16 protein-coding genes and 1 pseudogene are annotated in these 26,125 nt (G+C 64.1%); 6 read left to right on the top strand and 11 right to left on the bottom strand.

Annotated features, from left to right (window positions below):
* Positions 1 to 60: 60 nt before the first annotated feature.
* The gene (locus J2T23_RS04080) at positions 61 to 1,644 is read left to right on the top strand and encodes a DUF2142 domain-containing protein (protein WP_307357471.1); all 1,584 of its coding nucleotides are present in this window, start codon (positions 61 to 63) and stop codon (positions 1,642 to 1,644) included.
* A 67-nt stretch (positions 1,645 to 1,711) separates the two neighbouring features.
* Here the strand turns inward: J2T23_RS04080 and J2T23_RS04075 are convergent, their stop codons facing one another.
* The 3 genes from J2T23_RS04075 to J2T23_RS04065 form a co-directional block, all read right to left on the bottom strand.
* Positions 1,712 to 3,682 carry a glycosyltransferase gene (locus J2T23_RS04075; RefSeq protein WP_307357468.1) on the bottom strand — a complete coding sequence of 657 codons (1,971 nt, stop codon included), beginning with the start codon at positions 3,680 to 3,682 and terminating at the stop codon, positions 1,712 to 1,714.
* Positions 3,679 to 4,866: a UDP-galactopyranose mutase gene (gene glf, locus J2T23_RS04070; protein WP_307357466.1), complete on the bottom strand. Its 1,188-nt coding sequence runs from the start codon at positions 4,864 to 4,866 to the stop codon at positions 3,679 to 3,681. Before glf ends, J2T23_RS04075 begins: the two co-directional genes overlap by 4 nt.
* Before the next feature lie 123 nt (positions 4,867 to 4,989).
* Positions 4,990 to 5,574, bottom strand: a complete 585-nt coding sequence (locus tag J2T23_RS04065; protein ID WP_307357463.1) for an acyltransferase — start codon at positions 5,572 to 5,574, stop codon at positions 4,990 to 4,992.
* A 179-nt stretch (positions 5,575 to 5,753) separates the two neighbouring features.
* Between J2T23_RS04065 and J2T23_RS04060 the strand changes: the two genes are divergently transcribed.
* Positions 5,754 to 9,833, top strand: coding sequence for an FtsK/SpoIIIE domain-containing protein (locus J2T23_RS04060; RefSeq protein WP_307357460.1), 4,080 nt, complete (start codon positions 5,754 to 5,756; stop codon positions 9,831 to 9,833).
* Positions 9,834 to 9,890: 57 nt separating this feature from the next.
* Here the strand turns inward: J2T23_RS04060 and J2T23_RS04055 are convergent, their stop codons facing one another.
* A complete protein-coding gene (locus J2T23_RS04055; protein ID WP_307357457.1) occupies positions 9,891 to 10,262 on the bottom strand; it encodes a hypothetical protein in 372 nt (123 codons plus the stop codon).
* Between the two features lie 340 nt (positions 10,263 to 10,602).
* Between J2T23_RS04055 and J2T23_RS04050 the strand changes: the two genes are divergently transcribed.
* Positions 10,603 to 10,851, top strand: a complete 249-nt coding sequence (locus tag J2T23_RS04050; RefSeq protein WP_003804966.1) for a WhiB family transcriptional regulator — start codon at positions 10,603 to 10,605, stop codon at positions 10,849 to 10,851.
* A gap of 147 nt (positions 10,852 to 10,998) precedes the next feature.
* Here the strand turns inward: J2T23_RS04050 and J2T23_RS04045 are convergent, their stop codons facing one another.
* Genes J2T23_RS04045 through J2T23_RS04030 form a run of 4 tightly spaced genes read right to left on the bottom strand, consistent with a single transcriptional unit; the run spans position 10,999 to position 19,344 of the window.
* Complete coding sequence (locus tag J2T23_RS04045) at positions 10,999 to 12,465, bottom strand: sensor histidine kinase (RefSeq protein ID WP_141159975.1); 1,467 nt, start codon at positions 12,463 to 12,465, stop codon at positions 10,999 to 11,001.
* A gap of 27 nt (positions 12,466 to 12,492) precedes the next feature.
* Positions 12,493 to 17,346 (bottom strand): NAD-glutamate dehydrogenase, encoded by a 4,854-nt coding sequence (locus tag J2T23_RS04040; RefSeq protein WP_307357454.1) that lies wholly within the window; start codon positions 17,344 to 17,346, stop codon positions 12,493 to 12,495.
* 55 nt (positions 17,347 to 17,401) lie between these two features.
* Positions 17,402 to 18,706, bottom strand: coding sequence for a CpaE/TadZ family protein (locus tag J2T23_RS04035; RefSeq protein WP_307357451.1), 1,305 nt, complete (start codon positions 18,704 to 18,706; stop codon positions 17,402 to 17,404).
* Positions 18,703 to 19,344, bottom strand: coding sequence for a hypothetical protein (locus tag J2T23_RS04030; protein ID WP_307357446.1), 642 nt, complete (start codon positions 19,342 to 19,344; stop codon positions 18,703 to 18,705). Before J2T23_RS04030 ends, J2T23_RS04035 begins: the two co-directional genes overlap by 4 nt.
* 151 nt (positions 19,345 to 19,495) lie before the next feature.
* Between J2T23_RS04030 and J2T23_RS04025 the strand changes: the two genes are divergently transcribed.
* Positions 19,496 to 19,711 (top strand): helix-turn-helix domain-containing protein, encoded by a 216-nt coding sequence (locus tag J2T23_RS04025; RefSeq protein ID WP_018768505.1) that lies wholly within the window; start codon positions 19,496 to 19,498, stop codon positions 19,709 to 19,711.
* 5 nt (positions 19,712 to 19,716) lie between these two features.
* On the opposite strand, the gene J2T23_RS04020 is transcribed toward J2T23_RS04025, so the two are convergent.
* On the bottom strand, positions 19,717 to 20,322 hold the full coding sequence (locus tag J2T23_RS04020) for a hypothetical protein (protein ID WP_307357443.1): 606 nt from the start codon (positions 20,320 to 20,322) through the stop codon (positions 19,717 to 19,719).
* Positions 20,323 to 20,417: 95 nt separating this feature from the next.
* On the opposite strand from J2T23_RS04020, the gene J2T23_RS04015 reads away from it, so the two are divergent.
* A complete protein-coding gene (locus J2T23_RS04015; RefSeq protein WP_307357439.1) occupies positions 20,418 to 21,302 on the top strand; it encodes a LysM peptidoglycan-binding domain-containing protein in 885 nt (294 codons plus the stop codon).
* A gap of 150 nt (positions 21,303 to 21,452) precedes the next feature.
* Positions 21,453 to 21,959, top strand: coding sequence for an Rv3235 family protein (locus J2T23_RS04010; RefSeq protein WP_307357436.1), 507 nt, complete (start codon positions 21,453 to 21,455; stop codon positions 21,957 to 21,959).
* 111 nt (positions 21,960 to 22,070) lie between these two features.
* Here J2T23_RS04010 and secA read toward each other — a convergent pair whose 3' ends face one another.
* Positions 22,071 to 24,812 carry a preprotein translocase subunit SecA gene (gene secA, locus J2T23_RS04005; protein ID WP_141159968.1) on the bottom strand — a complete coding sequence of 914 codons (2,742 nt, stop codon included), beginning with the start codon at positions 24,810 to 24,812 and terminating at the stop codon, positions 22,071 to 22,073.
* Between the two features lie 42 nt (positions 24,813 to 24,854).
* Positions 24,855 to 26,124 (bottom strand): annotated as a pseudogene (locus J2T23_RS04000) (winged helix-turn-helix domain-containing protein).
* Position 26,125: the final 1 nt, after the last annotated feature.

The raw sequence follows: 26,125 nt of genomic DNA, 5'->3' as shown, positions 1-26,125 counted from the left end.
TCATGGTTGCGGAGTGTTCAGCCTCTGCACAGCCCGCCTCCAAGTATCCTTAAAGCTATCATGCCGTATTCCACTCGCCCCTTGCCCATGCCCAAAATCAGGACTGCCGGCCCGCGCCGCCTCCCGCCGTCGCCAATCCGGGTCCTCATCGTTGCCTGGCTGATTTTCGGCTCCATTGGCAGCGTGTGGAGTTTCGCGTCCCCGTTGATGTCCGTCCCTGACGAACCCGCGCACGCCATCAAGGCTGCTGCGGTGGCGAGGGGGCAACTTATGGGTACAGGGTCCGGCGTGCAGGGAGATCCTTTGGTTGTCCAGGTCCCGGGATACATTGCGAACCTGAATGTCCGCAGTTGCTTTGCCCAGCACTCGAACATCACGGCGGACTGCGCCCGGCCGATCGACGCCACCGACCGCGGCTGGACCGTAGGAAAGACGTCTGCCGGAAACTACAATCCTGTCTATTACGCGATCGTTGGCATGGGAAGCCGGGGCCTCAGCGGGGAGCCGGCAATTTATGCCATGAGAATCATCAGCAGCTGGCTTGTCGGATTCTTCCTGGCCGCAATCTTCGCGGCCGCCTTCTCGCTTCGCCACTTCAGGCGGCCCGTCATCGCCGCCGCTGTTGCCCTGACGCCGGCCGTATTCTTCCTCTCCGGATCCATCAACCCCAATGCTCTGGAAATTGCGACCACTGGCGCCCTCTTCCTCAGCCTGTGCGCCGTCTTTGAACAAGTGGCCGGCAGGATATCACTGCAACGACTCCCGCTGGTCCTCCTTACCCTTTCAGCTTCACTCTTGGCGCACACCCGTCCGCTTTCACTGCTGTGGCTGGCGCTTGCTGCGATCGCAGCCGTGCTCTGCTACGGTTTTGGGACTCTCATGAAAGCGCTGGCCCAGCGCGGCTTCCAAGTAGCGATGGGCATCACTGCGTTGTCGTGCGTGTTCGCTCTTTGGTGGGTCTTCTCCGCCAAGAGCTTCGACAGCCTTCTTGCCGGCGCACCCATGCGGGCAGAAGATGCGGCCGTCGCCATGCTGGATAAGACAGTGTTCTTCATGGTCGAGTACGTCGGTGTCCTCGGCTGGATTGACACCATGCCCCCGCCGGGCACCCTGTACACCTGGGTGCTCGGGTTTGGCGCCCTTCTGTTTCTCGCCTACACGGCGCGCCCCGTGCGCGGCCGCTGGGTCATGGCCCTGCTCACGGTCACGGTCATCGCCGTGCCCACCGCCCTCCAAGCCAGTTCGAGTGAAAAGCTCGGCTGGATCTGGCAGGGCCGCTACGCACTCGCCATGGTCGTGACCTTGATTCTGGCGGCCGGGGTAACCACGCGGTTCCGCCAGTTCCGGATCACACCGTGGTCCAAGTCCATGATCCGTTGGGGCCTGGTCCTGGGCGTCCTCGCCCACACGTACATCTTCCTGGAGGGACTGCGGCGCTACACCATCGGCATTCAGGACCACGTCAATTGGACCGAAATGTTTGATCCCCGTTGGCAGCCGCCGCTGACCTGGCAGGGACTCGCGGTCATCTACATCGCCCTTCTGGCCGCCGGTGCCGTGTGCCTGTACCGTCTGCTCACCGTGAAACGTGCAGAGTTCAGCCTGCCCCTTGCAGAGTCAGTATCCGCTGTGGACCGGGCGTGAGCCTTATCTAGAATGCCAAACGGCTGCCGGATGTGAATCCGGCAGCCGTTTCGTTGCTTAGGTGCAGCTACCCGTTCCCATGGAAGGTTTTCCGCCACGCCTCCATCGATACCAGATCCGCAAGCGCTGCGCGGTAGTCAGCTGCAAGCGCGTCCCAGTTCTTATAGAGCGCCGCGTGCTGAACAGCGGACTGGCCCAGCATGGCTTTCAGCTTTTTTGGGTCACGTTTGTACCAGGAGGCGGCTGTTCCCTCGGCGTTGGATACTACGACGGAATCAAACTGCGCTGTACGGAACCATCTGTTGTCGACGTGGGCAAGGTAACCCTGCGGGCGTTCAAGCGAGTCCGCGGAAGGCTGCTTGAGCAACTGCCGGGCCACTGTCGTCAGGCCCCACTTGATCATGTCCTTCTTCGCAGGCATCTGACTCTCTCCCCGGCCCGAAAGTCCTGCCCCAAGTGAAGGGGCCGGAAAATCGTCTATGTCTTCACGCAGCTGTGCATCGGGGAAGGAGTCCCGCAGCTTGTTGATGCTGTCCAGCTTGGTGGCGAGGGACGGATGCAGATGGGAGGGGCCGGTCAGCAGGTCCGACCTCGCCGTCAGCCGGTTCTGCACCGTGAAGTACTGAAGCGAGACGAGGTGCTTTACGTCTTCTTGAAAAGATTCCCGCAACACGGAGCCGCCCTTCGGTTGGGGGCTGTGAAGGAGGGCGGTTATCAGGCGGTTCCGATTGTGGAAATATGCCTGCCAGCCAACCAGGTCGTCTTTATCAATCCATGAGATGTGCCAGAGCGCCGCGCCGGGCAATGATACGGTCCGGTAGCCGGCGGCCCGGGCACGCAGCCCGTATTCCGAGTCGTCCCATTTGATGAACAACGGCAGTGGAAGACCAATATCGCGGATGACAGAAGTGGGTATCAGGCACATCCACCAGCCGTTGTAGTCGACGTCGACGCGCCTGTGCAGCCAAGGCGTTTGCCGGAGGTTCGACACACTGAAGTCGTGCCGCATCTGCATGTCCTGGTGCGGCTGGCTGGGTGAAAACCGCCGGGAATCAATCGTTTCGCCCATTGAATACAGCGTGCTGCGACTGTACAGGTCGAACATGTGGCCGCCGACAATGGTGGGCTTCCGGCAGCGGCCGGAGAACGCCATCATGCGCAGGATGCTTTCCGGTTCCATCACAACATCATCGTCAAGGAGCAGAACGTAGTCGCTGCCGTTTTCAACAGCTTCATACATTCCGCGGGCGAACCCTCCCGAACCACCCAGGTTCGCTTGGTCGATCACTCGAAGCTTGGGGCCGATGCTGGCTGCAACTTCAGCGAAGCCGGGTTGGTCAGCCACCTTGACGGTGCCCTGGTCAACGATCAGTACTTCCCGGGCAACCTCAAGCGCTTCCGGGTGTTCCGCCAAGGCACGGACGTTGGCGAGGCAGAAGTCCGGCTTGTTCATTGTGGTGATCTGAATTGTCGCCGTTTCAAGGGGTCGTTCTGCGGGCGCCCCCTCCCAGCGGGCCTCACCCAGGATAAGGTCGCCCCGGCTTGAGGCCAGATCGAACCAATACCACCCACCATCACCAAAGGGTTTGATGGAAAGATTGAATTCTGTTCGCGATTCGCCGTCGACCCGTGTGCCATCCACGCGTTGAATGGTGCCGCGCGCGTTTGATTTGTAGACGGTGATGGACCCGTGGCCGGACGTCTCGACCACCAGGCGAACCTCGCGCAGGTGTGTCCACCTCCGCCAGTAACTGGCGGGAAACGCGTTGAAATACGTTCCCAGCGAGATTTGCTCCCCTGAGCGCACGCGGATGGAGAACCGGGACAGCAGGTCGTCGAAGTGCACCTCCCGCTGGCTTGATCCCACGAGTTGCAGCTTGTCCTCTGCCCTTTTGGGATTCCGGGCCGACTCATCGCTTTCCCGGAAACGTATCCCTGTTGCCGGGCCGGGATCCGCATAGAGCGACATGGTGTCGACTCCGGATTCCGGCGGGAATATCACCCGCTGGAGTGTCGCCCAGCCCGGCGAAACGCTCATGCGTCCACGCCTCCGCTTTCCAGCTTCACGCCGCTTTCGAAGTGCGGCTTGATCTTGTTGTCGAACATGCTCAAAGCAGCTCCGATGGCCATATGCATGTCCAGGTACTTGTACGTTCCCAGCCGGCCGCCGAAGAGGACGTCCTTCTCGGCTGCCGCAAGATCGCGGTACTTGAGCAGGCGTTCCCGGTCCGCGGAGGTGTTCACGGGGTAGTAGGGCTCGTCGCCTTTTTCCGCGAACCGCGAGAACTCGCGCATGATGACCGTCTTTTCGGTCTGGTAATCGCGCTCGGGGTGGAAGTGGCGGGGTTCGATGATGCGGGTGTAGGGAACGTCGTCGTCGTTGTAGTTCACAACGGACGTGCCCTGGAAATCGCCCACCTCCAGGACTTCTTCTTCGAAATCGATGGTGCGCCAGGACAAGTCACCCTCGGCGTAGTCGAAGTAACGGTCAACCGGGCCCGTGTAGACGACGGGGATGTTGCCCACCACTTTGTTCTTGCTGTATTCGTGGGACTCGTCGAAGAAGTCGGTGTTGAGCCGCACCTCGATGTTGGGGTGCTCCGCCATCTTCTCGATCCACGCGGTGTAGCCGTTGGTGGGCAGGCCCTCGTACTTGTCGTTGAAGTACCTGTTGTCGTAGTTGTACCGGACGGGAAGCCGGGAGATGATTCCGGCCGGCAGGTCCTTGGGATCCGTCTGCCACTGCTTGCCGGTGTAGTGCTTGATGAACGCCTCGTACAGCGGCCGGCCGATCAGCTGGATGCCCTTGTCGTTCAGGTTCTGGGGGTCGGTTCCTGCCAGTTCGCCGGCCTGCTCCTGGATGAGGTCCCTGGCCTGCCCGGGCGTGAGGTTGGCCCGGAAGAACTGGTTGATGGTGGCGAGGTTGATGGGCAGGGAATAGACCTCGCCCTTGTGGACGCCGTAAACCTTGTGCACGTAGTCGGTGAAGGTGGTGAACCTGTTGACGTATTCCCACACGCGTTCGTTGGAGGTGTGGAACAGGTGGGCGCCGTACCGGTGGATCTCAATCCCGGTCTGCTCTTCCTTTTCGCTGTACGCGTTGCCGCCGATGTGGTGGCGGCGGTCGATGACGACGACCTTCAGGCCGAGCTCAGTGGCGGCCTGTTCTGCGATTGTCAGGCCAAAAAAGCCGGACCCTACGATGACGAGGTCAGCGGTCACAAAATCTCCTGGTTCGAATGCGGGCAGCGCAAAGGCGTGCATTGTCTGCCTCTCCAGCCTACCCGAGGGACTGCAGGGCCCGTCGAATCAATGGGCGCGCTGTGACCCGGCGCACAAGCTCCATCAGGCGGGGCGCAGCACTCCCCCGCTCTCGAAGTATGCGTCCCCCGTTGCCGGGCAAATCCACCGGTCATCCTCGCGTTGGAGCGGTTTGCCTGCCTTTCCCACCCATCCGATCCTGCGTGCGGGAACACCCGCCACGAGGGCAAAGTCAGGCACGTCTTTGGTGACGACGGCGCCTGCCGCCACCATCGCCCAGGCGCCAATGGTCAGGGGTGCTACACAGACGGCCCGGGCGCCGATGGCGGCTCCCCGCCTGATGGTCACACCAACTTTGTCCCAGTCATCTTCTGTCTTCAATGCCCCTTCCGGGGTCACCGCACGGGGAAAGACATCATTAGTCAGCACTACTGCCGGGCCAATGAAAACCCCGGCTTCCAAGACTGCGGGTTCGTACACCAATGCGTAATTTTGTACCTTGCAGTTCTCCCCCAGGGTCACACCCGGGCCTATGTAGGCACCGCGGCCTATAACGCAGTTCTCCCCCAGCCGCGCCGCTTCCCTGACCTGGGCAAGATGCCACACCCTGCTGCCGCGGCCTATGTGCGCCCCATCGCCGATGTCCGCGCTGTCAGCAATCGTGTTCAAAGGGACTCCTTCGCTGCTGCCGGACCGCTGGCAAGGTCCAGGGTGTAGTGATCCTAACCGGCCGGTCCCCGTCAGCGGACCACTGAAACCACACGTTTATCCACATAGGCAACGAAGCTCCTGACGGTGGCTGCGTCCTGTGGCTAGCGTGTGGGTACATGCACGAAGGATCCCAACCCATGATGCTCAACTGCACGCTGGTTGATGGCCCCGGATCAGCGCGGGGTCAGGCACCCGTGGAACTGTCCATTAGCGCCCCGGCCGGCACGGCAGGCTCCGTAATCCATGAACACTTGGTCCGGAAATTCCGTGCGGGCATCGTGGCCGTCAAGGGAGAGGACCTGCGATCCCTGGTCCTCGGAGTGGCTCCCCTTGTAGAAGCAGCGGTCCTTGTCGACGGCGGTACCTCCCTGCCCGCCGGGCGCACCCGCCAGCGGCCGGCTCCCGGCACGGCGCCTCCCCTGGTGCTTGCCGTTGACAGCGGACCAGCAGCGGGCACGGTCGTTCCTTTACGGCGCGGCAACTACAGCATCGGCAGAAGCGGAACGCGGATAGCCATCCCGGATCCGGAACTGTCGCGTGAGCACGCACGGATCGTGGTCACAGACACCGACATCCTGTTGATAGACCTGGACAGTGCCAACGGCACCTATGTCGACGGCGAAAGGATCCGGACCAGGGTCATCTCCACGGAGTCGAGCATCAGGTGCGGGCAGTCAACCCTGTCGCTGGTTGTTGCAGAACCGCCTGGCCGGGCCCTGGCTGACGCCGGATCGTCCGTAACGGAGCCCATCGTCGTCCAGGGCCGTGCAAACGCCGGCAACCGGACAGCCCTGGTCCTGGCTGCGGTCCTCCCGCTGGCAATCGGGGTGCTGCTGGCCATATTCACTGGAATGTGGATGTTCCTCGCCTTTTCCGCGGCGTCCGTAGTGTCTGTCCTGGTTTCTGCTGTTACCGGCACGCGGGAGAAAAGGGAGTTCTCCCATGCAACGAAGGCGGCTGTTGCGGAAGACCGGGAACGCCGACGGCGGAGCGCCCCTCCCCTGTCCCTCGTCGCATTGGCCGCACAGCCGGCTGATGGGACGTCCGGCCCGGGTGCACGCGGCGTGTGGTTGCGGCTGGGCCAGGCAGACCAGGCAGCCAATGTCAGGATCGAGGGTCAAGGTGCTGGTCGGGCGGCGCCGCCGCCGGCGGGCATGGTTCCGGTCGTCCTCGACCCTGACTGTCAGTTCACCGCAGTGAGCGGTCCGCGGTCCGCGACCGACGGCGCGATGCGGTCCGTCCTGATGCAACTGGCAGGCTACCCGCGTGCAGGAGCCACGCACGTTCTGGTCCATGGGAACCCGGAAAGCCTTCCCCTCGCCGCCCGGTACCTGCCCCGGGTGACCCTGGCCGCAACGCCACACGCGGCCATCGCTGTCGTGAACAAAGGGCATCCCCGCGGCTGCGAGCGCGGTGTCCTGCTGATCCAAGAAGACACCCCGGCAGAAGCCGCTGACCTCTCGATACGGGACGCGGCGATCCGGCGGGGATGGCAAGTGCTTCAGTTTCAGGCCCAGGACGGGGCTTCGCCAACTTCCAACGTCATCCTCGCCGAACGCGACTCTGTCCTGGCCCAGGATCACCGCGAGACCACCTTCGTCCCCGATCTGGTCCCGGAGGCTGTGTTCTCTGATTTTTGCCGGCATATGGCGGTCGTACGGAGGCAGGACAACGACCGGCCGGGCAACATTCCCGCTGTCTGCGGCCTTGGCGACGTCCTGCCATTGACGCCCGATGCCACCGCTGACCGCTGGCAGTCAAGCCTCGATAAGGATGGACTGGCCATACCGCTGGGCATCTGCGCATCAGGAACCAAGACCATTGATCTGCAGTACGACGGGCCCCACCTGTTGGTGGCGGGCACCACCGGCTCTGGGAAGTCGGAGCTGCTCCGGAGCCTCACCCTGGCACTCGCCCTGAGCTATCCGCCCGAGCGGGTCAATTTCTTCTTCATCGATTTCAAGGGCGGTTCAGGACTCAGCCCGCTCAGTGGCCTCGTCCACTGCGTGGGACTCCAGACCGACCTGGCCAGCTCCGACATGGAACGAACGCTGACCTCGTTGCGCGCCGAACTGCGCCTCCGGGAGAAGTGCCTTGCCGACGCCAACGTCCCGGACATAACCACGTACCGTTCCACCAGTGCGTCGGAGGATTTTGCCCTCCCACACCTCGTCATCGTCATCGACGAGTTCAGGATGCTGGTTGATGACCTGCCGGAGGTGCTCCGTGAATTGCTGAGGATCGCGTCAATCGGGCGCTCTTTGGGCATTCATCTGATCATGGCAACCCAGCGGCCGCAGGGGGCGCTGACAGCCGATATCCGCGCAAACGTGACCACAAGCATCGCCCTTCGCGTGCAATCCGATATGGAGTCGGTGGACATTATCAATTGCAGGAGCGCGGCCCAGATCAGCGTTGACGCTCCCGGCCGCGCCTTCCTTGTCCGTGGAACGGAGGCCGCCGAGGAGTTCCAGGGGGCTTCGCTGGCTTCGGTGGCAGCGGACCAAGTTCCGGGTTTCGTTTCTGTCCGCCGGACGACGGACTTCCTGGCCTGCCAGGTGGCCGGCCAGGCCACCGCACCGGCTCCTGTGTCTACTCCCGTGCAGGCAGTGGAACCACTGCTGGCATTGGTGCGGAACCTCTGCACCCACGAGGGCAAGAAGGCGCCAAGGAGGCCCGTTGCCCCCGCCCTGCCGGAGGACCTGGAAGAACCTGCTCCCCGCCCGTCACCAGCCTCTGGTGTCCCCGGCCTGTGGGCCCCGGAACACGTGGACGCGGCCTCCGGTGTTTGCCTCGGCCTGATGGATACGCCGGAGAAGCAACGGGTGGAACCCCTGGTGTGGGATCCCGCCCACCACGGCCACGCAGCGTTTATCGGCAGCCCCGCGTCCGGCTCGCAGGCAGCCCAGGAACTCGCCGTCCACAAGCTGCTCACCAGGCCCCAGGAAGCCCATTTCTATGTCCTGGACGCAGCGGGAAGTTTCCTCGGGCTGGCTGGCACAGGCCGGATGGGCGCCCGGGCCGGACTGGACGATCTGCGGAGGGGGGTGCGGATTCTTGAGCGGTTGGCCGGTGAGCTGGGCCGGCGGAGGAGCCATCCAGCGCCCGGACAGGTACGTATTGTCCTGGTCGTTTCGGGCTGGGGATCCTGGGTGTCGGCTTTCCGTTCGGGGCCGCTGGCCTGGGCTGAAGATTTGGTGCACGACCTTGTCCGTGACGGTGCCAAGGCAGGAATCACGGTTCTGCTCACGGGGGAGCGGGAACTTGTCACAGCCAGATTTTTCGGCGCCGTACCAAACCGTTTCTACTTCCCTGCCGGTTCCACCGAGGAGGGCCGCGCCATGTGGCCGCGAATTCCCTCGATGCCCGCCACCGAGGGACGGGCTGTTGCCTTCGGGCCGGTCTCAGGCGGCAGCCCTGCAATCTGTCAGATTTATCGGCGATGTGCCCCGGAGTGGCCGCTCGAAAGTGGCCAGGAGTATCCGGGCCATCTGGTACCTCCCATCCGGGTTGAGCCTCTCCCTGCGCTGATCACGGTCCGGGAGGTCGAAGCGATGGCACTGGCGGCAGTGGCACAGCCGCCAACAGTTCAGATCCCAGCAGGTCAGGGCCCCTCCGCCAGCGACCGCGGGACGGGTAGCACTCCCGTCCATGCGGTGCAGCGCGATAAGTTGCTGGGGGTGGCCGGAGACGAGGTTGCCGCCGCGTTTGTCCGCGTCCCGGGTAACACGGTAGTGGCCGTTCTTGGCGGCCCGGGAAGCGGTAAGAGCAACACACTGCGGGCACTGCAGGCGCTTAATCCATCCCAACCCTGGCGCGCACATCAAGGGCCACCGCACTCCACAGAAGAGTTTTGGGCCGGCATCCTCCGGCAGGCCGAAGACAGGTTATTCCCGCGGGAAACAACGTTGTTGGTCGACGACGCCGACCAACTTGCGCCGCAGGCACTAAGGGATTTGGGTCAACTGCATTCCTTGGGGCATTCCCTGGTGGTTTCTGCTGCCTACAGTCCCATGCTCCTCCAGCGCGTCCCGCTGATGATGACCGCCCGGGCTTCCGGCATCGGCCTGTTGCTCGGCCCGCGTTCCATGGCCGATGGCGACCTCTTCGGTGTCCGGTTCGATGTCGAATCCAATTCCCCACCGGGGCGGGCTGTCTTGATCTCCGGCGGTCGCGCAGTCCCGTTCCACGTGGCATGGGCTGGGACGGATGAGTGATTGCGTTCGTTCGTTGGCTCGATGCCGGCTGCTATGGCAATAACGGCATGTCCGCGATCAAAGCGTTGGCGGGGCGCTGCCTGTGCGGGACGCGTGGCTGACAACCTTATTGGTGAAAAGGAGGACGATGGCAATGACGGCAGGAACCAGCATCGCCAACCCTGCCAGGACCAGGCCGCTGGTTAAGGTGGGCATGCCTATGGTGAGGACGAACAACTGGGCAACCAGCGCGGCGGCCCTGGTCCACCGGTAACCGCGGTAGAGGAACACTGCCACCGCGTAAAGCCAGGCCGAGAAGGCGAGCAGGAGGCCCAGGGTAAAGACAGCTCCCCAAAAGGACAGCACCGGGCTGCCGCTGAGAAGTTCGTAGGCATACCAGCCGGCCGCCGCGAGGAGGGCCGTCGCCTCGGCACCAGCAATGGCTGCCACCGCCGTCGCAGGCCCTGGGACAGGGCCGCTCCGCCAACCAGTCCCGCCGGGGCTGCCGGGCTCGCTGGAGGGGGACGGAGTACCTGCTGGGTTTACCGGGGGTCTTGACACACTGGCACCCTACCGGACATAGTCGGACACTGGTGAGGGCCGGAGCCGCCACTGTGATGCATCGCTCAGGTTTCATGGGATATCAGGCGTTATTACCCCTTGTTTACACAGCGTTAACATGACAGGCTTGATGCAGATGACCAAGGGGGCCCAGAGGGCCCTTTTCCTTTGTAGCCACTAGTGAATAATTTCACAAAGGCACTTCCCAGAAATGGAGCTACTGATCAGCATGGATTGGCGTAACCGCGCAGCGTGCCTCGACAAGGACCCGGAACTGTTCTTCCCCGTAGGGAACACAGGACCGGCCCTGCTGCAGATCGAGGAAGCCAAAAGCGTCTGCCGCCGGTGCCCCGTTGTCGACACCTGCCTGCAGTGGGCCCTCGAATCCGGCCAGGACGCCGGCGTCTGGGGCGGCATGAGCGAAGATGAGCGCCGTGCCCTCAAGCGCCGCGCTGCCCGCGCACGCCGCGCTTCCTAGGAACCCCGCACCGGCATAACATCGTCCGGAGCAACGAAACCGACGCACAGAGGCCCCGGGACCATCCAGAAATGGATCGTCCCGGGGCCTCTGTCAGTTCCACTCCCCGCCGCGGCCAGGGCGGCAGCCCGCCGCGCCTGCGGGCCCCTACCTGCCGGCCAGGCTCAGCCGGATCTTGACCTCGGTGCCGCCGCCCTCACGGCGCTCCCACATAATCGTGCCGCCCAGCTCACTGGTAACGAGGGTCCGGACAATCTGCAGGCCAAGGCCCTCCACGTGCGGTGTCTGCGGGAGTCCCACGCCGTCGTCGGCAATGGTCACCGTCAGCTCCTCACCGTCTTCCCCTTCGGATCGGTCGGCCACGAGCCACACTGTGCCGGCCCTTCCTTCCAGGCCGTGCTCCACAGCATTGGTCACCAGTTCGTTGATGACCAGGGCCAGCGGAGTAGCAAGATCGCTTGGCAGTTCCCCGAAGCTGCCGGAGCGTTCAGTCCTGACCTGCTGCGAGGGGGAAGCCACTTCAGCGGACAGCCGGAACTGGCGCCCGATCAGTTCGTCGAAATCGACGCTCTGCGTCAGTCCCTGGGACAACGTCTCGTGGACCAGTGCAATGGTGGCCACCCGGCGCATCGCCTGCTCCAGGCCTTGCTTCGCTTCGTCGCTCACCATGCGCCGGGACTGCATCCGCAGCAACGCGGCCACGGTCTGCAGATTGTTCTTGACGCGGTGGTGGATTTCGCGGATGGTGGCGTCCTTGGTCACCAGCTCCATTTCACGGCGGCGCAGCTCTGAGACATCGCGGCAGAGGACCAACGCACCGAACCGCTGCTGCTCGTCGCGGAGCGGAATGGCCCGCAGGGACAGGCTCACCCCCCTGGACTCAATCTCGCTGCGCCAGGGCATTCGGCCGGTAACGACCAGCGGCAGGGTCTCGTCGACCAGCCGGCGGTCCTTGAGCAGGCCAGCGGTGACTTCAGCGAGCGAACGGCCTTCCAGGGATTCCCCGTCACCTAGGCGGCGAAAGGCTGAAACGCCGTTCGGGCTCGCGTACTGCACCACGCCGTCGGCATCGAGCCTGATCAGTCCGTCCCCGACGCGGGGGGCGCCGCGGCGGGATCCTGTGGGCGAGGCAAAGTCAGGCCATAGACCCAGCGTGCCCATCCGCAGGAGATCGTAGGCGCACTGCCGGTAGGTCAATTCCAGCCGCGACGGCATCCGTGAACTGGAGAGGTCCATGTGGGTGGTCACCACGGCCAGTGTCCTGCCGTTGCGCACCATAGGGACTGCCTCGACCCGCAGGGCCATCTCGCTGTTCCAGTTTGTCTCGCTGGAACGCTCGATGGATCTGCTGTTCCATGCCTTGTCCACAAGCGGCTGCAGATCGGAGCGGATGCCCTCACCAACGAAGTCGCTGTGGAATGCCGTGTGTGTGGTGGAAGGACGCACATGTGCCAGGGCAATGTAGCCAAGCTCCGGGTGGGGGAACCAGAGCGCAAGGTCGGCGAACGCAAGGTCCGCGACCATCTGCCAGTCCCCCACCAGGAGGTGCAGCCACTCAGCATCGCCAGGCCCGAAATCAGCGTGTTCCCTGATGGGGTCCGTAAAGATTGCCACTGCACCTCCAGTTGCGGCGCCGAAAACCTAGCGCCGGACGATTGACCTCAAGAGCCTCAATGCTACCGACAGCGAGGCCATGTCGTCCGCCTCGAGCGCGTTCACCTCGTCGAACATGCTCTTTGCCCGGCCCAACTGCTCGGCGTTTTGTCCTTCCCAGTCCTTGAGCCGCGCGTCCGGCGACTCAGCCGTGGACGTGGCGTCCAGCACCGCCGTCGTCATATCCGACACCGTCGAGTACAGGTCATCGCGCAAGGCCGCCCGCGCCAATGCCTGCCACCGGTCCTGCCGTGGGAGGCTGCTGATCCGCTCAAGGAGTGAGTCCGCATGGAACCGGTTGAACACGGTGTAGTAGACCGCCGCAATGTCCTCCACCCGGTCCTTCCGGGAGCGGGCGATCTTGGCGATGTCCAGCAGCACAAAGCTCTCGAACAGCTCGGCCCAGCGCAGCGCAAGGCCTTCGGGGAGTTCCCACTCCCGGCCCTTGGCCAGCCATGCCGCCACCCGCTCGCGGTCGTCCCCACGGAGGTAGTCCAACAGCCGGGCGCGCATGGGATCCATCAGCGGCTTGAACTCTGCCACAACCTCGGCGATGGGGCGAGAGACACTTTCCTGGCTCAAGAGCCAGCGGACTGCCCGGTCCAGGAGCCGCCGGATGTCCAGGTGCACAGTGCTCCAGTGCTCCGTTGGGAAGGATGCCGGCAGGCTGTTGAGCTCCGCCACCATGGCGTCGAGCTCGTACACCTCGCGAAGCGCCACGAATGCCTTGGCAACCGCTACCTCGCTGGCGGACGTTTCCTCCATGACCCGGAATGCGAAGGTGATGCCGCCGAGGTTGATCATGTCATTGGCCACCACCGTGGCGATGATTTCGCGCCGCAGCGGATGGGTGTCAAGCTCGGCGTCAAAACGCTCACGGAGCTGGTGCGGGAAGTAGGAACGCAGCGTGTCCCGGAACCAGGGGTCATCGGCAAGGTCGCTGTCCCTCAGGGCCGACGCCAACTCGATCTTTGCGTAGGCGGCCAGCACCGACAGCTCCGGAGAGGTCAGTCCCTGGCCCTGCTGGAGCCGCTCCCGCAGGGTCTCCGTGGTGGGCAAGGCCTCCAGCTCGCGCTTCAGGTCGGCGCTTTTCTCCAGCCAGTCCATGAGCCGCTCGTAGCTCGGGCTCCATTCCGCCACGCGCGTCCGGTCGTTCAGGAGCAGGATGTTCTGGTCGATGTTGTCCTCGAGGACCAGGCGTCCCACTTCATCGGTCATGGCGGCAAGGAACTCTGCGCGTTCCGCGGCCGGCAGCTTGCCGGCCGCGACCATCCGGTCAACGAAGATCTTGATGTTGACCTCGTGGTCGGAGCAGTCCACGCCGGCGGAGTTGTCGATGGCGTCGGTATTGAGGATGACGCCCTGCAAGGCTGCCTCAATCCGGCCGCGCTGGGTCATTCCCAGGTTCCCGCCTTCGCCCACTACCTTTACCCGCAGGTCGCGGCCGTTGACCCGGATGGCATCGTTGGCTTTGTCGCCCACGGAAGCGTTGGACTCGGACGACGCCTTGACGTAGGTCCCGATTCCGCCGTTGTAGAGCAGGTCGGCCGGCGCCAGCAGGATGGCACGCAGGAGCTCGGGCGGGCTAAGCTCTGCGGTTTCCGCCGGGATCCCCAGTGCGGCCCGGACCTGCGGCGACACGGGAATGGACTTGGCCTGGCGGGCGAAGACACCGCCGCCTTCACTGATCAGCGACTTGTCGTAGTCGTCCCAGGAGGACCTGGGGAGGTTGAACAGCCTCTGCCGCTCCGCAAACGAGGATTCCTCGTCAGGATTGGGGTCCAGGAAGATGTGGCGGTGGTCAAAGGCCGCCAACAGGCGGATGTGCCGGGAGAGCAGCATCCCGTTGCCGAACACGTCGCCGGACATGTCCCCTACGCCAACGACGGTGAAGGGTTCTCTCTGGGTGTCCAGGTCCAGCTCGCTGAAGTGGCGCTTCACCGATTCCCAGGCACCGCGGGCGGTGATGCCCATGGCCTTGTGGTCGTATCCCACGGAACCTCCGGAGGCAAAAGCGTCCCCCAGCCAGAAGCCGTACTCCGCCGACAGCCCGTTGGCGATGTCCGAGAAAGTAGCCGTGCCCTTGTCTGCCGCGACCACCAGGTAGGAGTCGTCGTCGTCATGCCGGACAACGTTCGACGGCGGCACAAGCCGCTCGCCGTCACCTTCAGTCAGGAGGTTGTCAGTGAGGTCCAGCAACCCGCGGATGAATGTCTTGTAGCTTTCCACGCCTTCCGCCATCCACGCCGCCCTGTCCGTGGAAGGGTCCGGGAGCTGCTTGGCGAAGAAGCCACCCTTGGCCCCCGTGGGCACGATGACGGCGTTTTTGACAGTCTGTGCCTTGACCAGGCCCAGGACCTCGGTGCGGAAGTCCTCCCGCCGGTCGGACCAGCGGAGCCCGCCGCGGGCCACCTTGCCGAACCGAAGGTGCACACCCTCGACCCGGGGTGCGTAAACCCAGATTTCGAACATGGGCCGGGGGAACGGCAGGCCTTCGATCCGGGCCGGATCGAGCTTGAAGCTCAGGTGCGGCTTGTCCTGGTAGAAGTTGGTCCTCAGGGTTGCCTCGATGAGGTTCACGAAGGTGCGCAGCACCCGGTCAGCATCAAGGGTGGCGACCTTTTCGATGGACGCTGCCAGTTCCTGCCGCACGGACGCCTGCGTCTCAGCGCGCTCAGTCTCACCGAGGGAGGGGTCGAAGCGGGCGGCGAAGAGCGCGGTCAGGCCCCTGGTGACATCGGGGTTGGCAAGGAGCGTGTCCGCCATGAAGCCGAAGGAGCTGCTGTTGCCCATTTGGCGCATGTAGCGGGCGTAGGCCCGCAGGACCGTGATCTGCCGCCAGTGCAGGCCTTCGCGCAGCACCAGGCGGTCGAAGTTGTCCGATTCCGCGGCACCGGTGACTGCCGCGCCGAAGGAGTCGGCAAGAAGGCCGCCAGTAGTCAGCGGATCGACTCCCGCCGGGTACTTCAGGCCCAGGTCGTAGAGGAAGAAGTCCCGGTGGTCTGCTGTTTCGATTTCAAAGGGCCGCTCGTCCAGGACCTCAAGGCCAAGGTTGTGGAAGAACGGCAGGATCTGGCTCAGGCTCTTGGGCTCCAGCATGTAGAGCTTGACCCGGGCATCCTCCTCAAGTGTTGCCCCTGCACCTTCGGGAAGGTACACGTGCACACCGGGACGGTCCTGCCTCTCGCCGGTGTTCCGCTCTGCAGCGGCCCCGTACTTTTCGAACCGCGCGATGTCTTCGAGGGCATCCTCGACTTCATAGTCCACCCGGTAGCTGGCCGGGAAGGCCTCGGCCCAGGTCGCTGCGAGTTCCTTGGCCTCGGCCGCGTCGCGGCCCTCGCGCAGGACCTCCGCGATGCCTTCACTCCACGACCTGGCCGCCCGGACCAGCCGCTTCTCCAGCTCGTCGCTGTTGACGTGGCTTACATCGGCATCCTTGGGCAGCCGGATCCGGAAGAACAGCCGCGCAAGTGCCGATTCAGTCATGCGGGCTTCATAGTCGATGGAGACTGCCTGGAAGGTTTCGCGCAGTTCCTGTTCGATGCGGAGCCTGACGTTGGTGGTGTACCTGTCCCGGGGAAGGTAGACCACGGCAGACATGAACCGGCCGTAGATATCGGGCCTCAGGAACAGCCGGGTGCGGCGTCGTTCCTGCAGTTTCTGGATTCCAAAGGCGGTCGCGGCGAGATCGGGGATTTCGATCTGGAAGAGTTCGTCGCGGGGGTACGTTTCCAGGATTCCCAGGAGGTCCTTGCCGGAATGCGAGTCAGGCGGGAAACCTGCGTTCTGCAGCACCGCGTCCACCTTTTCCCTGACGATGGGAATGTCGCGGACGGAACCCGCGTAGGCGCTGGTCGCGAAGAGCCCGATGAAGCGGCGTTCACCGTTGACGTTCCCGGCGGCGTCGAAGCTCTTGATGCCAATGTAATCAAGGTAGGCGGACCGGTGAACCGTGGACCGCGAGTTGGCCTTGGTGATCACGAGGGCGCGCTTCTCCCGGGCCTTTTTGCGGCCGGTGTCGGTGAGGTGCTGGATGTGGGGCGAATCCGCGGATGCCCGGAGCAGGCCGAGGCCGCTGTCCTCGCGCAGTTCGAGGACGTCTTCGCCGTCAACGTTGAGCAGGTCGTATTCGCGGTAGCCAAGGAACGTGAAGTTCCCGTCGTCGAGCCAGCGGAGCAGGTCCTTGGCCTGCCGCAGTTCGGCAATTTGGGCGGAGTTGGCCACCCGGTCCAGGCTCTCGGCGATCTCCAGCGCTTTTTGGCGCATCCTGGGCCAGTCCTCGACGGCCGCCCGGACGTCGTTCAGGACACGGGTCAGGCCCGCGAGCAGTGCGGCCTTGGCTTCGTCGGAGATGCGGTGGATTTCGACGGCGATCCAGGACTCCATGTGCGAGGCATTTTCACCCTGCGCAATGAGGTGGGAGAGGTTCGGCATCGCTGCCGTGTCACCACTTGAAATGCCCAGGTGCGTGGGAACCCTGTTGACCTTGACCAGTTCGCCGCTTTCCCGGTTCCTGGTGGCGACAAAGAGCGGATGGACTACCAGCCTGATGGCGGCATGCTGGCGGACAAGCTCGGCGTTGACGGAGTCGACAAGGAACGGCATGTCATCGGTGACAACAAAGACAACGCTGCTGTCTTCTTCGTCGACGATCGATACCTTTGCCTGCCCGGGCTGCCGGATGGATGCCGCCCGGCGATGCTCAGCGGCGCGCGCCTCCAGGACATTCCGGGGGTAGCTTCGGGCATCTTCCTCAGCCAGGTGCTGGTAGTAGTCCCCCATGAAGCCTTCAAAGCCTTCAATGGACAGGGGCTGGTCCTCCACACTGGATCCAGACGACATCAACAACGCCTCCATTAGAGATATTCGCTGCACCCTTGCAGCTCTTATGGCGAGCCTAGTCCTTTGCCCTTCGCCGTGGTGTGGAAGAAAATACAGATGATTTGGATTTTCGCTGGTCGGGTGCACAAACGAGATCGCGGATCGCGCGTCGCAGCGCCGAGTCCGGAGAAGCTTCAAGCAACAAGGACCCCGCCAGGAGCGCGGCGTCTGCGGCTGCGGCATCGTAGGGCAGAAAAGCCTTGAGCTCCGATGCCGGGCCGTAGCGTTCCCAGGCGTCCCGCAACTGGCGTTCGGGCGCCCTCCCCACGGAGGACGCCCGCACCTTGTTCATCACGACAGTCGGCGACGCCTGCGGCACGGCGCCCTCCAGTTCCGCCAGGGCGCGCACCATCCGGGGTACGCCTACGGGATCGGCAGCGCCAATGGCGTACACGGAGTCGGCAAGCTCCAGCGGACGCAGGGTGGCCGCATTCCGCCGCGGCGCCATGGTGTCAAAGCTAAGTTCTTCATCGGCCTCGAGGCAGAAGCCGGTGTCCACCACCACAACCTCCGCGATCTGCCGGGCCCGTTCAAGGACGAGTGCCAAGGCAGTGGTCCTCAGTTCCGTCCAACGATCGGCCCGGGTTATGCCCGTCAGCACCCGGAACGTCCCGGACGCCGTGGCAACCGTGGCGGCCACCTTCCGGAGGGCGTCCGAGTCCAGCAGGCCCTGGTCTGCAAGCCGGCACGCCTGGGCAAGTCCGGCTGACTCGTCCAGAAGTCCCAGCACCGCGGCGACGCTGGCCCCGTAGGTATCGGCGTCGACCAGCAGGACGTCCCGGCCATCGGCAGCCATCTCCCCGGCAATGTTCACGGCGACTGTGGTCCGGCCGGGCGACCCGGCAGGACCCCATACAACGATCAGCTCGCCGGAGGGGTGGCCCTCCGCGTCGGCATCGGGCTGCACTGGGTCCGCCGCCAGGGCCGCCCCGGTGTCAGCGGCCGCACTCAGGTTGGCGGGCCGGGCCGCACCGGTCAGCTGGGCGACGGCGTCGGCGATGCGCTCCGAAAGCTCCGCGGCCTCCACGCTTGCCAGGGTCGAGGCCACACCGATCTTCCGGAGCCGGGCTGCCTCGTCGGCATCGCCCGTCAGTGCAATGACCGCCACGCCGACAGCCCCAAGGCGGTCGACGAGGGAAGCTGTCAGGCCCTCGGACCCCTCGGCAATGACGGCAGCCCGTGCCAGTCCGCTTTGACAGGCCGCAAGAAGCTCGGGAAGTTCCGTACACCTCCGAACCACCGTAACGGGTCCGTGGAGCCTTTCGAGGCCGCCCACCAGATCCTCCTGGCGCTGGCCTACTGTCACCACCGGGATACTCATCGGACGCCGCCCGGGTTCCACACAACGGATATTTTCGCGTCATTGGCCTGCGCACCCAGCAGCGCCGGCATCTGCTTATCCTCCACCAGGACCATCAGCACCGTCGTCTTGGACGAGCCGAGGGCAGTTGAGCCAGTGGTGACCTCAGCAATTTCGGCTCCGGGAAGGATGAGCTTCGGCTCGCTGAATCCGTTCTTGGCATCAGGTTGCGCCACCCAGACGTCAACCCTGGCGCCGGCAGTTGCCTGGGACGGCAAAGTCTGCGTGATGCTGAGGGCAACGGGCTTTCGGTCCAGCCGGTCCGCACCGCCAACGCTTGCTTTGGCGACCAACTGGTCCTTTCCAATCCGCTGCACGGCGACAACATCCTTCGGCAGGCCTTCAGCTGCGGTGATGTAGTGCTGTTCCGTATCACCCAGGCGCACTTTGGCGCGGACAACGTTATCCGGAGTCAGCCGCTCCCCCACAGCAATGCCGTCCCTGGCAGCGAAGACCTCTGTGGTGCGGTCGGCACTCCCCACCAGGAAGGTAACGCCGGCGACAGACACCAGGACCAGAAGAACGCCCACCAGCAGCCGCGGATCCTTCCAGGATGGGCGCTTCAACCGTGGTGCAGTGGCGCTTGAATCTGGAACCATACCGCTCTCCCCCTAGGTATACGGACCTGCCGGTTCTGCCCGGACTCCTCATTGTTACCGCCAGGCCCGGGGAACAAAAGTCATTTACTCAAATAGTGACCATCTGTGGAAAACAGGCACAAATGATGCCAGATGATGGCAAAATGGATCCATGCCAAGGTTCCTCACACTCGCGGATGTCGCTGAGCAGCTCCAGATCAACTCCCCCGCCGCTTATGCCTTGGTCCGCAGCGGTGAGTTGAAGGCCATCCAGGTGGGCGGGCGCGGGCAGTGGCGTGTGGAAGAAAAGATGCTGGAGCAGTACATCGAGGAACGCTATGCCGAGGCCAGCCGCATGATCCAGGAGTCACGCTCCAAGTCGGTGTAACACCGCTACACTGAACCGGCCTTGGGTGACCTGATCATCGCCAGGGCGGTGAAAGGAATGACTGACACCTGGCCCACGCTGTGGGTCCTCCGGGCCTCCCCCGGACTGACCACTGCCAGGTCGATGTAGTCCCCGCCAACCCGGTCGATAACTCCCGTCAGCCGTCCGGCCCCACCATCGATCGTCACAGTCACTTCCGCCCGGTCGCGCGCCAGCGCCCGGAGGGAATGCGCCAGTCCCAGAGCCCGGCGGACTGCTGAACTCTCCGGCCGGACATGCCTGCCGAGACCCACGTATCGCGCTGCAGCCGCATAGGGAACCAGCACCTGATGCCGGCCTTCATCCAAGACCAGGGCATCCGCCCCGACGTGGGTCAGTTCGCCCGCCGCCGACTCGCCGCACAGCAGATGGACCCCGATCCTGCAGCCGAGAACTGCCCGCAGCCTGTCTTCGAGCCGCAGGCCAACCATCTCGGCCCGTGTCCGCTCACCGACCTCGGCGTCGAGCGCCAGCCGATCGGCCTCCGCGAGCTGGCTTTCCATGTCATTGAAGAGGGCATCCCAGCGCATCCCGCCAGCGTAGGATGCGCTGCGCCGCCAGTCAACGCGCATACTTTTCATTCCAACGTCTGGACAAACCTCGTCCAAGCAGTTCAAACTGAACCAAACAACATCTAATCGCATCAAACAGAGCCAAAGGTAGAAACATGAGTCGATTGAACTCCAGGGAGTGGCAGGATGCCGGCATGGTGATGGCCCTGCTGGTGCTCGGCTTCCTGCTCAGCGTCCTGGGATCAGGGCTGTTGGAACAATGGCGGGTTTCGACAGCCGGCGCGCAGGAAGCATCCGTTGAATTCCTCCTGGCTGCGGCCGCGGCCGCGGCCGGCATGGGGCTATTGCTGTGGTGGGTATTTTCGATGGGGTGTGCTGGAACTTCCCTCCTGCTGGAGCGGCTGGGACGGCACAGGGCCGCGGCCGCCACCCGCAAGCTCTCTCCCGCCTTCATGCGAAGGGCACTGGTCGCCGCCCTCTCGATACAGCTGTTGGCAGGGGCCGCAGCGCAGGCCGCCACCACCGGGCCGGGGCCGGAGTGGACACCAACTTACGGGCAATCCTCCGCGGCTCCTTCCACTCATGCATCGGCCGACGGCGTTCCGGCCCCGGACCAGGATGGCCAGCCCGGGATCCCTTCCCCAGCTCAACAGGTAAGCACGGAGACCCCACGGAGCGTTATGGAAGACGCGTCGCCCCATTGGCAGCCAACGGCCGGGACGCCCATCACCGCACTTACCCCAGGGTGGCAGCCCGCTTCCCCTGTCGTTGAACCTGGCCTGCTGGCCTCACCCCAACGCAGGACCACGGCGGGGCCGAAGCCGGGGGGTCCTGGAACGGATACCCAGCCGGACCAAGTTACCGTTCTCGCCGGGGACACGCTGTGGTCCATCGTGGCCGCCCAGTTGGGTCCGGGGGCATCGGATGTGGACATAGCCCTTGAGTGGCCGCGGTGGTATGCAGCGAACCGGGCGGTTATTGGTGGCAGTCCGGACGTCCTGCTTCCGGGCCAGATTCTTCAGGCGCCCGCAGGACCCTAGCGTTCACCGTCCCCGTTGCGCCCGCCCCGTGTCCGGCAGGACCGGGACGTCGCACCACTATGCCTTCACTCCGTACCTGCATGGCCGGCGGAGCCATCCAACGCCAATACAGCCGCTCAAACATCAGCTATCTGAAGCAAGGGGAAAACAATGACCGCAGTGACACCGGTACGGGCCGTCCGGGAGATGGCCGCCAACACCGTCAACGGCGGAACGGGCTTTGCCAAACCCCCGTCGGGGACAGGCAACGCGGCGCCCGCAGGCCCGCCCCCCGGTGCGAACGCGCCGTCACTGCGGCCAATCAACGAGGCAGCGGAAGTCAAGGCCATCACCAGGGGAACGGTCCAGGCCTCCATGGAAGTCCTTGCCGGGGTCCGGCCCATTCACCAGTTGGCTCGGCGCCTTGATCCGCGGTGCCTCGCATCGCTGCAGCACCGGGCCGCACTGATCAGGAGGGAACTTACAAGGACGGGGAATCCCGCGCTGGCCCGGCTCCACCGGAATTCCACTGTCCGCTCAGTGCGGGTGTGCGAGGTGGCCGAGGGGATCTACGAGGCAAGTGCCGTGGTGGTGGATGACGTCCGGGCACGTGCCGTTGCCGTCCGGCTTGAGCGCAGCAAGCAGGTTTGGCGGGTCGTTGAACTCGTTATCGGTTGACTCTCCGAAGGCAGCACGGGACAGAAACGCTGTCCGACAACCAATCAGGGCAGGGGCCCTGAGGCCCCTGCCCTGTTGACCAACGCCGTCAATGATTTTGCGACGCTGCCGCTACTTCTTCTTTTTCTTCGCGGGGCGCTTGGCCGCGTCCTGTGCAGCTGCCTTGGCAGGGTTGCCGGATCGTCCGCTTCCTGCGCGGGTTTCCACGCGGGTCTGGGTACCGCCGCTCTCGCTGGGAGCCGTGTACTGGAGCTGTGCCGGCTTTTCGGGGGCCTCGAGGCCGGCTGCATGAACCTGCGGGTCCACGTGTTCAGTGTGGCCGCCGGCGGCGTCCGGAACCACAACATCCTGTGCCGGCGTCACTTCCACCTCAAGGTTGTACAGGAATCCGACGCTTTCCTCCCGGATGGCTTCCATCATGCTTTGGAACATGGCGAAACCTTCGCGCTGGTACTCCACCAGCGGATCACGCTGCGCCATGGCGCGCAGGCCAATGCCCTCCTTGAGGTAATCCATCTCGTAGAGGTGTTCCTGCCATTTGCGGCCAATGACGGACAGGACCACACGGCGTTCGAGCTCGCGCATGCTTTCGGAGCCGATGACCTCCTCGCGGGACTGGTACACCAGCCGGGCGTCGGAAAGGATTTCCTCCTTCAGCAGTTCCACCGTGACCCTGGACTTGCCGCCGGCTTCTTCGATGATGTCTTCCGCGGTAACGCTGACAGGGTAGAGCGTTTTGAGGTTCGTCCACAGCTGGTGGAAGTCCCAGTCGTCCCCGTTCCCTTCTGCGGTAGCGGCGTCGATCAGGGCCGTGATGGTGTCCTCAATGAAGAACTGCACCTTCTCGTGGAGGTCGTCCCCCTCAAGGATGCGGCGGCGGTCGCTGTAGATGGCTTCGCGCTGGCGGTTGAGGACGTCGTCGTATTTCAGGACGTTCTTTCGCTGCTCGGCGTTCCGGCCCTCCACTTGTCCCTGGGCGGAGGCGATGGCCCGGGACACGAGCTTCGATTCCAGCGCAACGTCGTCCGGCACGGAGCTGTTCATCAACCGTTCCGCAGCGCCGGAGTTGAAGAGCCGCATGAGGTCATCGGTCAGCGACAGGTAGAAGCGGGACTCACCGGGGTCGCCCTGGCGGCCGGAGCGGCCGCGGAGCTGGTTGTCGATGCGGCGTGATTCGTGGCGCTCGGTGCCCAGGACGTAGAGGCCCCCGAGGTCCAGGACTTCCTCGTGTTCGTCTTTGACGGACTGCTTTGCTGCTTCGAGCGCCGCGGGCCACGCGGCCTCATACTCTTCGGAGTTCTCCTCCGGATCAAGCCCGCGCTTGGCAAGTTCGGCGACGGCCGTGAATTCGGCGTTGCCGCCCAGCATGATGTCCGTACCGCGGCCTGCCATGTTGGTGGCCACGGTAACAGCGCCCTTGCGTCCCGCCTGGGCGACGATGGCAGCTTCACGGGCGTGGTTCTTGGCGTTCAGAACCTCGTGGCGGATGCCTTCCTTGGCGAGGAGCTTGGACAGGTACTCGCTCTTCTCCACGCTGGTGGTGCCCACAAGGACAGGCTGGCCTTTTTCGTGGCGTTCGGCGATATCGCGCACCACGGCGTCGAACTTTACAACTTCGTTCTTGAAGACGAGGTCCGGCTGGTCGATCCGCTGCATGTCCCTGTTGGTGGGAATGGCAACGACGCCGAGCTTGTATGTGCTCATGAACTCGGCCGCCTCAGTCTCGGCGGTACCGGTCATGCCGGAAAGCTTGCCGTACATGCGGAAGTAGTTCTGCAGCGTCACGGTGGCGAGGGTCTGGTTTTCCGCCTTGATCTCGACGCCTTCCTTGGCCTCGATCGCCTGGTGCATGCCTTCGTTGTAGCGCCGGCCCGCCAGGATGCGGCCTGTGTGCTCATCCACGATCAGCACTTCGCCGTCCAGGATGACGTAGTCCTTGTCGCGCTTGAACAGTTCCTTGGCCTTGATGGCGTTGTTCAGGAACCCAATCAGGGGCGTGTTTGCTGACTCGTACAGGTTGGAGATGCCCAGGTAGTCTTCGACCTTCTCGATGCCGGTCTCCAGCACGCCCACCGTGCGCTTCTTTTCGTCGACCTCGTAGTCCTTGTCCGCCTGCAGCCGGAGCACGACCTTGGCGAATTCGCTGTACCAGCGGTTGGTGTCCCCCTGCGCCGGGCCGGAGATGATCAACGGCGTACGTGCCTCGTCGATGAGGATGGAGTCAACTTCGTCCACGATGGCGAAGTTGTGGCCACGCTGGACCAGCTCGGTCCGGTCCCACGCCATATTGTCGCGCAGGTAGTCGAACCCGAACTCGTTGTTGGTCCCGTAGGTGATGTCGGCTGCATACTGCTGGCGGCGGACAGCCGGATCCTGGTTGGCGAGAATAACGCCGCTCGTCAGCCCAAGGAAGCGGTAGACACGGCCCATGAGCTCGGACTGGTATTCGGCGAGGTAGTCGTTGACCGTGACCACATGGACGCCCTTGCCGGTGAGGGCGTTCAGGTAGGCGGGAGCGGTCGCCACCAGGGTCTTGCCTTCACCGGTCTTCATTTCGGCAATATTGCCAAGGTGCAGGGCGGCACCACCCATCAGCTGGACGTCGAAGTGGCGCATGCCCAAGGTACGGGACGACGCTTCGCGTACAGCGGCGAACGCTTCCGGAAGCAGGTCATCAAGCTTTTCGCCATCCTGGTGGCGTGCCCGGAGGCGGTCCGTTTCTTCCCGCAGTTCCGCGTCGGTAAAGGTCTTGAATGAGTCTTCGAGGGCGTTAATGGAATCGGCATAGTTCCGCAGCTGCCGGAGTGTTTTCTTGTCACCCGTGCGGAGAATTTTTTCGATAAGTGATGCCACGTGAAGATGCTCCCAGTCTGATGCCGCCGAATTCTGGCGTGTTCAGTCTACGGGAGAGACACGCGGCCGGTGCCCCTTTTCCCTGAGAGCGGATACTCCCTTGAGCCGCGCCAGCCCGTGGGCCACGGCGGCGGCAAGGTCCCCTGCCGGCTCCACTTCGACGTCGGGCAGGCCAAGCCATTGGGCCATGAGGGCCAGCTCAGCCGCGAGTTCGACCGGCGGTGTCCGGGGGTGCGTCCGGCTCGGCGAACGCGGACCTCACCAGAAGCCGCCCGGCTGCCCGGTCCGCTTTAAGGTCCACCCGTGCCACCATCCTGTCGCGCAGCAGGAAAGGGAGCACGTAGTAGCCGTAGCGCCGTTTGGGCTCCGGGGTGTAGATCTCGATCCGGTAATGGAACCCAAAGAGTTCGAACAGGCGCCGCCGCTCGAAGACCAGGGAATCGAACGGGCTCAGCAGTGCACGCCCGGTGGCCTGCCGCGGCAGCACGGAATCCACGTGCCTGAATACCTTCCGTTCCCAGCCGGCCACGGTGACGGGCTCCAGCCTGCCGTGCTCCACCAGATGCTGAACGGCCAGCGCCGTTGCCTTGACCGGAGTCCGGAAGTAGTCGGCGAAGCAGCGGACGCTGCCGATACCGTGTGCCTGGGCTGCCGCGTCGGTCAGGCGGCGGAGTGCGGCCACGGCATCACCGTCCGATGCCGCTGCCGCCAGGTGTGGGAGGACTTTGGAGGTCAGCGTGTACCGGCGTTCGAACTGGGCGGTCCTGGAAGCGGCCGATACCAGTCCTTCTTCGAAGAGGTGCTCCAGGACGCGCTTCACGGCGTTCCAGTTCCACCCCCAGTTCTCCGCCTGTCTATCTTCGACATGCCCGATCCGTGCCGTCAGTTCCGACGCCGTCATGGGTCGGGAGCTGGCGAGAACCGCCAGGATCCTGGCCGCCACGTCGTTGCGGAGCCCTGGGTCCATGCGGGAGGCGCCTACCCATGCCCGTTTCTGCCATAGAAGGAGGTCCCGGTAGTGCTCCGGCCGGATGAAGCTTGCTTCGTGGGCCCAATACTCGAGCATCCGCCGCGGTTGGCTGCCGGACATACGTTGCAGGATGTCCCGGTCGTAGTTGCCAAGACGTGAATAGAAGGGAAGGAAGTGGCTGCGGACCAGGACGTTGACGGAATCGATCTGGACGAGCTGGAGACGGGCAAAGGTGCGGCCCACCGTCCGTGCTGTCACGGGGCCGGTGGGCCGTCCTCTGTGGAGTCCCTGCGCTGCCAGTGCGATCCGCCGTGCCTGGTCCAGGCTCAGCGATGCCGGCAAT

Source organism: Pseudarthrobacter niigatensis (assembly GCF_030812615.1).
In the GTDB taxonomy this organism is placed as follows: Bacteria; Actinomycetota; Actinomycetes; order Actinomycetales; family Micrococcaceae; genus Arthrobacter; species Arthrobacter niigatensis.
The sequence above is the reverse complement of the archived record's forward strand: the minus strand, read 5'-3'. Positions and strand labels throughout refer to the sequence as shown.

Excerpts from the sequence above, each read along its gene's own strand:
- J2T23_RS04030 (WP_307357446.1), bottom strand. The coding sequence starts at position 19,344 with ATGGTTCCAGATTCAAGCGCCACTGCACCACGGTTGAAGCGCCCATCC.
- J2T23_RS04075 (WP_307357468.1), bottom strand. The coding sequence starts at position 3,682 with ATGAGCGTTTCGCCGGGCTGGGCGACACTCCAGCGGGTGATATTCCCG.
- J2T23_RS04025 (WP_018768505.1), top strand. The coding sequence starts at position 19,496 with ATGCCAAGGTTCCTCACACTCGCGGATGTCGCTGAGCAGCTCCAGATC.
- J2T23_RS04040 (WP_307357454.1), bottom strand. The coding sequence starts at position 17,346 with ATGTCGTCTGGATCCAGTGTGGAGGACCAGCCCCTGTCCATTGAAGGC.
- J2T23_RS04010 (WP_307357436.1), top strand. The coding sequence starts at position 21,453 with ATGACCGCAGTGACACCGGTACGGGCCGTCCGGGAGATGGCCGCCAAC.
- J2T23_RS04060 (WP_307357460.1), top strand. The coding sequence starts at position 5,754 with ATGATGCTCAACTGCACGCTGGTTGATGGCCCCGGATCAGCGCGGGGT.
- J2T23_RS04015 (WP_307357439.1), top strand. The coding sequence starts at position 20,418 with ATGAGTCGATTGAACTCCAGGGAGTGGCAGGATGCCGGCATGGTGATG.
- J2T23_RS04080 (WP_307357471.1), top strand. The coding sequence starts at position 61 with ATGCCGTATTCCACTCGCCCCTTGCCCATGCCCAAAATCAGGACTGCC.
- J2T23_RS04035 (WP_307357451.1), bottom strand. The coding sequence starts at position 18,706 with ATGAGTATCCCGGTGGTGACAGTAGGCCAGCGCCAGGAGGATCTGGTG.
- J2T23_RS04020 (WP_307357443.1), bottom strand. The coding sequence starts at position 20,322 with ATGCGCGTTGACTGGCGGCGCAGCGCATCCTACGCTGGCGGGATGCGC.
- J2T23_RS04050 (WP_003804966.1), top strand. The coding sequence starts at position 10,603 with ATGGATTGGCGTAACCGCGCAGCGTGCCTCGACAAGGACCCGGAACTG.